Origin of the sequence: Sphaerisporangium sp. NPDC051017 (genome assembly GCF_040683095.1) — a bacterium.
In the GTDB taxonomy this organism is placed as follows: Bacteria; Actinomycetota; Actinomycetes; order Streptosporangiales; family Streptosporangiaceae; genus Sphaerisporangium.
In genome coordinates, this window is record NZ_JBFBCI010000110.1 from 1 (window position 1) to 10,344 (window position 10,344).

9 protein-coding genes are annotated in these 10,344 nt (G+C 66.8%); 4 read left to right on the forward strand and 5 right to left on the reverse strand.

From position 1 onward, the window contains the following. A partial coding sequence (locus tag AB0M95_RS39905; RefSeq protein ID WP_363776628.1) for a hypothetical protein occupies positions 1-207 on the forward strand: 207 nt, incomplete at its 5' end. 125 nt (positions 208-332) lie between these two features. Here AB0M95_RS39905 and AB0M95_RS39910 read toward each other — a convergent pair. The 5 genes from AB0M95_RS39910 to AB0M95_RS39930 form a co-directional block, all read right to left on the reverse strand. Then, complete coding sequence (locus tag AB0M95_RS39910; protein WP_363776631.1) at positions 333-449, reverse strand: DUF418 domain-containing protein; 117 nt, start codon at positions 447-449, stop codon at positions 333-335. Positions 450-513: 64 nt separating this feature from the next. Further along, entirely contained in the window at positions 514-1,575 is a 1,062-nt protein-coding gene (locus AB0M95_RS39915) for a hypothetical protein (protein ID WP_363776634.1), read from the reverse strand. Between the two features lie 85 nt (positions 1,576-1,660). Further along, the gene (gene fxlM / locus AB0M95_RS39920) at positions 1,661-2,887 is read right to left on the reverse strand and encodes a methyltransferase, FxLD system (RefSeq protein WP_363776637.1); all 1,227 of its coding nucleotides are present in this window, start codon (positions 2,885-2,887) and stop codon (positions 1,661-1,663) included. 465 nt (positions 2,888-3,352) lie between these two features. Then, a complete protein-coding gene (locus AB0M95_RS39925; protein ID WP_363776640.1) occupies positions 3,353-3,598 on the reverse strand; it encodes a DUF397 domain-containing protein in 246 nt (81 codons plus the stop codon). Positions 3,599-3,621: 23 nt separating this feature from the next. Continuing rightward, the gene (locus tag AB0M95_RS39930) at positions 3,622-4,488 is read right to left on the reverse strand and encodes a helix-turn-helix transcriptional regulator (RefSeq protein ID WP_363776643.1); all 867 of its coding nucleotides are present in this window, start codon (positions 4,486-4,488) and stop codon (positions 3,622-3,624) included. Positions 4,489-5,134: 646 nt separating this feature from the next. Here AB0M95_RS39930 and AB0M95_RS39935 point away from each other — a divergent pair. The 3 genes from AB0M95_RS39935 to AB0M95_RS39945 all read left to right on the forward strand — a co-directional run bounded on the left by AB0M95_RS39935 (position 5,135) and on the right by AB0M95_RS39945 (position 9,784). Beyond that, on the forward strand, positions 5,135-5,968 hold the full coding sequence (locus AB0M95_RS39935; RefSeq protein ID WP_363776646.1) for an ATP-binding protein: 834 nt from the start codon (positions 5,135-5,137) through the stop codon (positions 5,966-5,968). A 407-nt stretch (positions 5,969-6,375) separates the two neighbouring features. Further along, a complete protein-coding gene (locus AB0M95_RS39940; RefSeq protein WP_363776649.1) occupies positions 6,376-7,431 on the forward strand; it encodes a LacI family DNA-binding transcriptional regulator in 1,056 nt (351 codons plus the stop codon). A gap of 106 nt (positions 7,432-7,537) precedes the next feature. Next, on the forward strand, positions 7,538-9,784 hold the full coding sequence (locus AB0M95_RS39945; RefSeq protein ID WP_363776652.1) for a hypothetical protein: 2,247 nt from the start codon (positions 7,538-7,540) through the stop codon (positions 9,782-9,784). Positions 9,785-10,344 lie beyond the last annotated feature (560 nt).

Sequence of the window (10,344 nt, forward strand, 5' to 3'; positions counted from 1 at the left end):
CTGGCCAACCCGAATCAGATCTGGGTGATCCGCGACGGATCCATCGTGATCAAGGACACCCTCGGCACCGCCCGCGAGATGTGCATCGACGCCGGCACCACCCGCAACAACAACGACAACGTCTTCCTCTACCAGTGCGGCGCCACCAACACCAACCAGAAATTCGTCATCCAGCGCGGCCAGATCAAGGTCGAAGACACCCTCTGAAGCCGTGGTGCCGCTCCCGCGCACGGGAGCGGCCACCAACAAGCCCCCCGGCAGGGGGGCGAGATGTGGGTTCCTGATGAAGCCGTATGAAACACGTGCCGACATGCGACTTTTGATGCGATCAGTCAGGTGGGGTGGCGTAGGGGTGGGCAGTGGGTCCAGGTGGCCCAGCGCCACAGCCACTCCAGGGGGCCCTGGCTGTAGCGGCGCAGGATTCCGCACAGGGCGAGCCCGCGCAGCACGTCGAGCGCGGCGATGCGCGATCGGCCTCAAGGCGGGCCGCTCAAGCGTAGCCACCCAACATGATCAACTGGGTGCGTCGAGGCTGCCAGCCGATCCCCGTTTCGGCGGCTTAGGGGAAGGTGTGCGCTCTGGGCTGCGGTGAGTGCTGAGGAGCGTGGCGGTGGTGTCCATGGCGGTGGTGAGGGCGTCATGGAGGTGGTTTGGCAGCTGCCCGGCGCCGAGCGAGCACTGGTGAAGAATGTCTTGCGCGTGCCTGGTGTCGCTTGAGGTGAGGAGTGCGGCGCAGTGGGGATGGGCGAGTAGGTCACGGATGGCGTATCCGTCGCGGGTGGCGAGCGTCTGGCGGATCAGTGTGGTCGCATGGGTCTGGGCGTCGGGGTGGTGTGCGGCGTCGAGGACGGACAGGCCGAGCCGGGTGTAGAAGACCGCGAGTTCCGGGGTTGGTGTGAGGTGCTGGTGGTGGCGCAGCATCGTGGCGACCGCCGGGCCGGTGGTGCGGCCGGACAGAACGGTCAGGCAGGCTGCGATGGCGTGTTCCCAGGGCTCGTGTGGTGTGCTGGCGTCCAGGAGCGCGAGGGCACCAGCCGGGTCACCTGAGGTGAGGGTGGTGATGACGGCGACTTGGAGGCCGTCCAGGAGCCGGTAGCCGATGCCGTGGTGGCGTTGCAGGTGGGTATAGGCCTCGTGCCAGCGGCCTGCGGTGATGAGGGCGCGCGGTGCGTCGGCGAGGATGACCGACCACAGCCAACGGCACACTTCCTGGTGGTCGTCGTCTGTGGCGGTGAGGGTGGAGGTGGGCAGGTCGATGCCATCGATACTGGTGTCGGCGCGGGTGGTGACCGCCTCGTAGAGGTTGGTCAGCATCTGGTAGGCGGTCTCTCCTAGTCCCGCGCGGATGTGCAGGCGGCCGAGGTTGACCAGTGGTTCGAGGGCGCAGCGGGCAGCCGTGCCGGTCAGCGGGAGCGCCTCCAGGTGCAGGCGAGCGTGACGGTGACACCACGTGCGCGCGAGGTCCGGGAGGCCGCAGTCGGAGGCGAGGAGTGCGGAGCGGTTGTGGACGGCCGCGGCTTTGGTGGGGTCGCCTGCCTGGACGGCGGCGTGGGCCAGAGCGCTGATCTGTTCCACGCGCGCCGTCAGGGGCGAGCAGATGGGCCGGCTTCGCGGCAGTAGCGGGAAGCGTTGTGCTATCGGCCCGGTAGGGTCCACAACGTCACCGCCAGGTCACCACGATGGGGCGTCCAGGACGAGGCAGGACGAAACGGCCGGCGGCCAGGTCGGTGGCGCCGGGGTCGCGGTCGGGCAGAGCGAAGGTGGCGGTCTTGTCCCGGTAGAGGGCGTCCCAGACGTGGATCTGCTCGGCGACGTCCTGAACCAGCGCTTGACTTTCTGGTCCGTGCCCGGCGACGCCGACCTCGAAGTTCCCTTCCGGGGTGCGCCGCATGGTCAGGTAGGCCAGGTTCGCGCCACGGGTGGTGGCCATCGCTCCCCACCCGAACATCGGCGTGAGAGCGTGCCGCTGCTTGGCCTCGACGGCGACCGACATGCGCATCAGCGCGTTGTCGAGGGTGAGGCCGAGCCACAGGTCCATCCACTCGAACGACGCGCCAGGTGGAAGCCGCACACCGGTCCACTCCTGGAGCGCGGGGGCGTCGAGCACATTCTCCATCTGGTCGGCGTCGACGGTCTGGTCCTTATGAACCTGGAGGGTGACATCCTGCTGAGGGGTGAGCGCGACGGTACGGCGTGCGTCGTCGCCTAGGCCGCGCAGCGGCATGAATACCGACAGGTGGCTGTCGACCGACCTCCAGCCATCCGTTTCGCGCTCGAAGGCGATGGTGCGCGAAGCGGTGCCGCGCAACCGGGTGGGGACGACCAACCGGCCGCCGTTGGTGAGCTGGGTCAGCCAGGGGGCGGGGATGTCGTAGGCGGAGCAGGTGGCGATCACCCTGTCGTAGGGGGCTTCGGACTGGCGGCCGAGCGCCCCGTCGCCAAGGATCACCTCCACGTTGGTGACACCTGCGTCGGCCAGGTGGGCTCGGGCTCCAGTGGTGAGGTCGTCATCGACGTCGATGGTGACGACGCGCCCGGAGGGGCCGACGAGATGGCCGAGGAGGGCGGCGTTGTAGCCGGTTCCGGCACCGATCTCCATCACCTTGTCGCCGGGTTCGGCCCCCAATTGGTGGAGCATGAGGGCGACCACGGTCGGTTTGGAGGCTGCCGAGATGCGGGTGCCGCCTCCGTCCGCCTTGGTATAGACAGGGTCGTCGGCGTATGCCTGATCGACGGGAACGCCAGGTAGGAACTTCTCGCGGGGTACGGCGCGAAAGGCATCTTCAATGGCGGCGTCGGTGACGGCGCCGTGCTGGGTGAGCCGGTCAGCGAGGGCGTTACGTAGCGTATGGGCGTCCATGGGAGCCTCGTGGCTGAGGGCCGTCATCTGCCCGACCTTACGGGTTGTCGGAGCTGTGGCAGTCGCGGACACGACAGCGCGGTCGGGAGCGAACACGGTACGGACAGCAAAGTCGGCGAGGACGGCTTGGTCGATGGCGGGGATGCCAGCCCGGTTGAGGTGGAACAGGATGTTCTTGGCCTGGCTTCCCCGCCCCGTGTTGTCCCAGCTCGCCGCCACATGAACAACCCGCCACCGAGGAAATGGTCCTCGCTCCGCTCGGGCTGTGTTTATCAGGGCTGCCGCCGCTTCAGGCTCGCTGTCCGGCGAGCCCTCGCCGAGCCCCTGAGCAGTGGCAACACGACCGGCAGCGTCTCATAGAAGGTGCGTCAAGGCCCCTGGGGTCTCTCGCCAGGGGCCTCGACCTCACGCCTTCAGGAGCTTTCGAAACGACCCGTACCTGAACCCGTGATCAGAAACCGTTCGCCGACACTCGAAGCAGAGGCCACAGCATTAATGAGGCTGTTCGAACGCGCCGTTCCTGATGGCGGCGCGGAAGACGTCCCATCCAGTGGGAGTGAGCGTCAGCACGGGCCCGTCGGGAACCTTGGAATCGCGCATGAGGTACATCGTCTCGCCAACCCCCTCATGTGCCATGAGGTTCAGGTCGTCCGCCACAGCGATTTCGACGCAGTCTCCGCCGTTGTTGCTGTAACTGCTCTTACGCCATTGACCGCGGAGTCGGAACTTGTCGTCCACTCTGAGCCCCCCTGAGGAGTTGGTCATGTGAAGTCTCTGGCTGCCTGTGCGATGAGGGCACGCGAGTCCACCGGATCAAGCGCCTTGGCACGCAGGTGATCGAATACCTGGTCATACCGATCAACCTGCTGCCGCTCTTCGAGGTACAACGCACCAGTTTGACTCTCCAGGTACACAACGTCCAGATCGGCCGATTCGGGAAAGCCGACGATCACGAATGGTCCGTCCATCGCCGGGTGCATGCCTACCGAGAACGGCAACACCTGGACCGTCACCTTCGGATGCGTCGTGTGTTCCAGGATGTGCTCGAGCTGCGCTCTCATGACGGCGCAGGATCCGGCAGGGCGTCGCAGCGCGGCCTCGTTCATGATTGTCCAGTAGTTGGGCGCGTCGGCGGCCTCGAGCCGAGCCTGGCGCGCCTTCCGCACCTCGATCTTGCGCTCGATCTCCTCATCGCCGCTCGCCATGGGTGAGGCGTGCATGAACGCGCGGTAATAGTCGGGGGTCTGCAACAGCCCATGGACGAGCTCAGGTTGGTAAGTACGCAAGGTGCTCGCTTCGGCTTCGAGACCGACGTAGATCTCGAACCATCCGGGGATCACGTCGCCATAGGAGTGCCACCAGCCCCGCTGTCTGGCGTCCCGAGCGAGTTGGAGCAACGTATCCCGCTCGTGATGACGGTCCGGAGCGCTCAGACCGTACAGGTCGAGCATCGCCCGGACATCGGGAACCCGAACCGGGATGGTCCCGCGTTCGATCTTGATCTGCTTGCTCTCCGACCAATCGAGTTGCCGAGCAACTTCTATCTGGGAAAGCCCCGCCTCCAACCGGAGGCGCCGTAGTTCCTGCACGAGCCTCCGCTGGCGCACCGTGGGGCTTAGAACAGCCATCGAGCCTCCTTGAGCCTTTGCTGGAGTCCCAGCCTGGTTTCCACCTGGAAAATGCTTGCCCTGTACATCTTCCAGGTGCATGGTTGACACACAGCATCCGTCCAGGTGCAGAGTGTAGCCATAGGAACTCAGAAGGGCTGACCTTTCGTGAGTAACGGCTCGCCCTCGACCTGCGGACACCAACGGGGCGCCTCGGCCCCTCGAACCGCACATCGGAGGTGCCACCGGTGTTCAAGGCCAGTAGGTCTGTACGGATAATCCGGGTGCGTTGGCGGGCCGAGTGGCCGCCGATGCCGCTCGGGTGCCGGTGGTGTGGCCATCCGCCGTACACCCATGACGCCGGAAGCCTGCCGCACCGGCCACACCACGAGTGGGAGCAGCCCACGCCCGCGCAGGTCAGCGCGCGTCTCAGCGCTCGTCGGCGTCTGGGGCGGGACGGCGGGTCGCCGGCGGCGACGCCGTTGCGGCCGTTGCCGAAGCATGAGCCCTACCGCATCTCGTCCATGCCCCGCTCGGTGCCGGTCGGTCGGCACAGGCGGACGGCCGAACCTGTCACGGCGAGAGCGGTGCCGCACCGGCGTGGCCAACCCCCGGGCACCGGGACCTCATCCAGGGGGCAAGAGCCGTACGGAGGGGAAGCGGCGGCGTGAACGGGCGCGACCGTGAGACACGGCCGGGTGGGCGGCACCGGCGAGGGAGGACCATCGAGCAAGCCGCCCAGCGGCGGTGGGACCTCGCCGAACGAGCCGCCGCACACCAACTGGACCAGATCGAGCCCGGGTGGACCGTCTGGTACGGCGTCGGCACACGACGCTATTACGCCATCGCCACCTGGCGTACGCCTGAACCCTTGATCGTGCAGGGCCGCATCGTCGACGAGCTCCGCGACCTGATGCGGGAAGCCGAGCAGGTGGCGCGAACCCGGCCCGTGGCGACGAGGTACACGCCATCCCAGGCGCTCTCGCACGCGGTCGGAAGGTCCCCCGATGAGGCATCTCACCTGCCCGAACGCCTCCAACAACCATCATCACGAGAAGCCCGCATGCCAGAGACGCCGAACGGTCTTCGCACCGTCTGCTGGGACCTTCCCCACGACCTCTCGATGGTCGGCGCGACGCGCGCCATGGTGCGAGACACCCTGACCACCTGGGCGCTTGGCGACCTGGCGGATGACGTGGTCCTGGTGGCCGATGAGTTGCTCGTCAACGCGATCAACTACGGCGACCCTCCGATCAGGCTCTCCCTGTGGGCCTCGCCCGGAGATCTCTGCGTGCGAGTCACAGACCATGGGACCGGACAGCCCCGCCACCTCGACCTCGGGATCGAGTCCGTCCACGGCCGTGGTCTCACCATCGTGGCCGCCCTCGCCCACGACCACGGCATCACCGCACTTACAGACGGCCCAGGCAAAACCGTCTGGGCTCGCTGGAGGCACGCCACCCATAACGCTTCCGAAGCCCCGCTGGCGGAATCTCGGTGAACTGCGACTCACCCGGCGGGTAACGCGGCAGGGGAACGTGGAAACACAGCCTGAGCGGAGCGAGGACCATTGACGCGCAGTTGGCGGGCTCGGGGTGAGCCCGCCAACCGGTCAGGTGCGCCGCTGCGCGCCGACCCGGGGATGCACTCCTCGGCGCCCCCGCGTTTCGGCGCACCCTGATTCGCCAATTCTCAGCCTCGGGCGACTGGCCGCTGACGATTCGTGCAGGGCGGGCTGGTGGTGAATCACGTCGCCTCCGTTTTTACCGAGGGACTGTTCGAACTTGGTACGCTTTGAGCGTTCAAATCAGGTGGCGGCGAGAATAGCAGACCCCGCGGCGGCCACACTAGGGGCCACTTCCCGGACAATGCAGCCAGGGATCAGCGCAGGGGACTCGTGGAGGGAATGTGGACGCTCTGGAGCGGCGCGAGCGAGATCGTGCGAACTCGCCGACGCTTCAGGACGTGGCCCGAGTGGCCGGAGTGTCCAGGCAGACCGTGTCGAACGTCCTGCATGCACCTGAGCGTGTACGTCCCGCCACCCGTGAGCATGTTGCGAAGTTCATCGAACTTCTCGGCTACCAGCCGAACCGGCAAGCGCAGGCGCTGGCGCGCAGTGCCTCCAGGATGATCGGCTACCTGATCAAGCCGTTGGCTCACGGAGCCCTTGCCTCGATCAACGACAGATTTCTGCACGCCCTCGCCGAGGCGGGCCGGACCACCGACCACCACTTGGTGCTGTTCAGCGCCGAGGACGATGCCGCGGAGGTCGACACCGCCAGCCGTCTCTACCGCGGCGGGGCCGTGGACACCGTTGTCCTCCACGGCTTGACGGCCGACGATCCACGCCCCACGGCCCTGCTCAAGCTGGGCGTTCCGTTCGTCGCCTTCGGCCGAACGGAGAGCGCCGCCGACGCCTACCCATGGATCGATGTGGACAACGTCGCGGGGGTAGGCGCTGCCGTTGACCACCTGGTGAATCGTGGTCATCGACGCATCGGCTTCGTCGGATGGCTGGCCGGCGACACCATCGGCGACCGTCGTGCGCGCGGCTGGCGCACCGCCATCGACCGCCACGAGCTCGGGTCGGCCTGCCACGCGCTGGACGTACGCAGCGAGGAATCGATCGCCTCCGCCGTTCAGAGCACCTTCCACCTACTGGAACAACCAGATCCCCCCACCGCGATCGTGGCGGCGACCGACACGCTCGCTGTCGGGGCCATGCAGGCGGCTCAGCGCTGGGGGCTCGAGGTCGGCCGTGACCTCGCCATCGTCGGCTTCGACGACACACCGACCGCCGAGGCGCTAGACCTGAGCAGCATCCGCCAGCCCATCGAGCTGGCCGGCCAGCGCGTCATCGCCGCCCTGCTAGGCACCGATACGGCGAGCCCCACGAGCCGGCTGCTGGATCCTCAGCTGATCATCCGATCCTCCAGCGCCCGACCGGCGAGCCCACGCAGTTAACTCGGGCAACGGGTTGACATCTTTTCTCTGGCCCACCAGATTTGAGCGTGCAAATGCTCGATCTCGGCATCCGCGCTCACCCCCCTAGATCCACGCGGAGGAAATCATGAAATCGATTCAAAGGCGGCGTCGCCGGGCCGCATGGCTGGCCGCCGTGGTGCTCGCCACGTCGGGCGTCGCACTCGGCGGCCAAGTCATCGACACGCCCCCGGCTCAGGCGAGTCCTACCCAGGTCGACAGTGCCGTGATCGGCTGGGAAGGTGACTGGTGGGCCTCGATGGCGCACCGGGACGGGAGCTTCGATATCCAGGCCGACGGCAAGCGCGGCCTCAAGGTCGGCTTCGGGATCTACAACAACCCCGCCGGCATGCAGTGGTCGAACGCCGAGGGCTACCTCCCGGCTCTCGTCACCCAGTTCGAGCGGGACAACTCGACGGTGACGATCACCAACTTCGGTGACAAGGTGACCGTCGGCGGCAACGACTACGTGGCCATCTACTCCCGTGTCAGCGTCCGCAACCACGACAGCGTCGCCCGCACGCTGGACCCCGCCCCTTCCCCACAGTTCCTCGCGCTCAATTCCGCCCCCAATACCGTCGCCCCCGGGCAGACGGTGAACCACGACTACGTGATCGCAACCGACCGGTTCGGCAACACCTACCCCTGGCCCGCCGACACCAGTCTGATCGCCGCCGGCGGCTACGACGCCCACTACTCGCACATGAAGTCCTACTGGAACGGCAGGCTCGCGGGCATCGCCCAGCTCGACCTGCCCGACACGCGTCTGGTCAACGCCTTCAAGGCCGGCTTCATCTACACCAACATCGTCAAAGACGGCCCCCGGCTCAACGTCGGGGAGAACGAGTACGACAGGCCCTTCGACCACGACCTGATCGGCATGGTCGTGAGCCTCATCCAGCAGGGCGAACTGGTGAACGCCAAGGACTACCTGCAGACCCTCTTCCACGACCAGTACCCCGACGCGGCCTACAAGTACAGCTGGCCGTGGGCGGTGTACCTGCAGAAGACCGGCGACACCGCATACGTCTCGGCCAACTTCACCAAGATCCGCGACTTCGCCCGCAGCATCGTGACTTCGGCCACCGGCCCCGGCGGCACCATGAAGCTCTCGCCCGCCATCGACCATGACGGTTACTGGACGCTGGACAGCCAGTCAGCACTGGTGGGCCTGCTCGCCTACAAGTACATCGCTCAGCGGCTGGGCAACACCACCGAGGTCAACTGGGCCACCACCCAGTACAACACCCTGTTCACGGCGGTCAACAACCAGCTCCAGAAGGTCATCTCAGCCAACAACCTCAGCTACATCCCGTGCTCGGTGACCGAACCCAACACCCGCAACGCGTGCGGCCAGACCAACAACGCCAACTGGGGCTCCATGCTCATGTTCGGCCGCTGGAACTGGGACGGCTACCTGTTCGGTGCCGCGCAGAGCGGCCCCATGGCCAGCCTGCTGGACTCCACCTACGACTACGGCTTCGCGCACCTGTCGGGCCTGCCCGCCCACACCTTCGGCGGCTACCCCGGCTACAGCACGAGCTACAACGCCGCCTACGGCGAAGCCGCCCTGGCCGGGACCCGATACCGCAGCGAAGGCATCTACGCCTACGAATTCATGATTAACAACACTCAGAGCGCCCCGTTCTCCTGGTGGGAAGGCATCCCGACGGTGGGAACCACCAACTGGAGCCCCGGCACCCACGCCACCTCCGGCAGCGGCTCCAGCCCCCACATGTGGGGCCAGACCAACGCCTCCAAGGTCCTGCTCGACTCCCTGATCGCCGAGAAGAGCAACGGCCAGGCCCTGGTCGGGCGGGGCATCCCGAACGAATGGCTGAGCAGCGGACGCCAGGTCAGCATCACCAACTACCCCATCGCCGGCGGCCGGATGGGTGCCACCGTCACCAGCACCGGCAACACCGTCACCCTGAATCTGTCCGGCAGCGCCCCGAGCGGCGGCGTCCAGTTCAGCCTCCCCGCCTTCATCGGCAACATCGCCTCCGCCACCACCGGCACCGTCGACAACGCCAAGGGCGAGGTCACCCTCCCCTCCGGCACCACCAACGTCACAGTCACCCTGTCCACCGCGCCGACCTACAAGCAACTCGGCGGCATCAACCTCGATTCCTACTGCAAGAGCATCGGCAACGCCGGCGGCGTCATCTCCGATGGCAACACCGTCAACGACTGGAAGTGCGTCACCGGCTCAGGCGACCGCATCGGCCTCAGCGTGAACGAAGCCTGCGCCTGGCAGTACCCCTACAACGCAGCCGCTTTCTCCAAGTACACCGATGTCAACGACCGTTTCAGCTGGAAGTGCTACTCCAGCTGAGCCTGCACCGACAGTCCCAACCCCCACCACGTGACGTCGCGCCCGACCAGGCCTTTCCGGCTCACGACACGTGACTCCAAGCCCGTGATCACGCCCGGTTCGGCCCCGCTGCTTGCGACGAGCAGCGGGGCCAGCCGCCACAGGATCGGCTCGTCGCCGAGAAATGGTGGCCGGCCCAGCCTGAGCGGCGTCTCGGCCGAGGGACTTCCCCAGACGCCGATCCATTGCGCAGCGCAACCGGCGCGCTCCGCCTACTTATTGGGTTGTCCGGAGAGTCGAGCCAGACGTATCGACCTTGGGGCGTGACCGTCATCCCGAACCGCTCCCGCTCCGGCTCGCCCCAGGAAACCCACCGCCGTCTGTGGTCGACGCGCCGACTGGAAGGAGAACCGGGTGACGGTCCGTCCCGGCGGGACGGCCACCGGGTGGATCTTGGATGTTGACGGCATCGCCACCACGGCCCGACCATGGCGATCTTTACCGATCGCCGACTCCGAAACACCCGCTGATCAGCGGCGGAGCAGACCGCGCCTGCATACCGTGACCCAGTCACTGTAAGT

Excerpts from the sequence above, each read along its gene's own strand:
- AB0M95_RS39945 (WP_363776652.1), top strand. The coding sequence starts at position 7,538 with ATGAAATCGATTCAAAGGCGGCGTCGCCGGGCCGCATGGCTGGCCGCC.
- AB0M95_RS39930 (WP_363776643.1), bottom strand. The coding sequence starts at position 4,488 with ATGGCTGTTCTAAGCCCCACGGTGCGCCAGCGGAGGCTCGTGCAGGAA.
- fxlM (WP_363776637.1), bottom strand. The coding sequence starts at position 2,887 with ATGACGGCCCTCAGCCACGAGGCTCCCATGGACGCCCATACGCTACGT.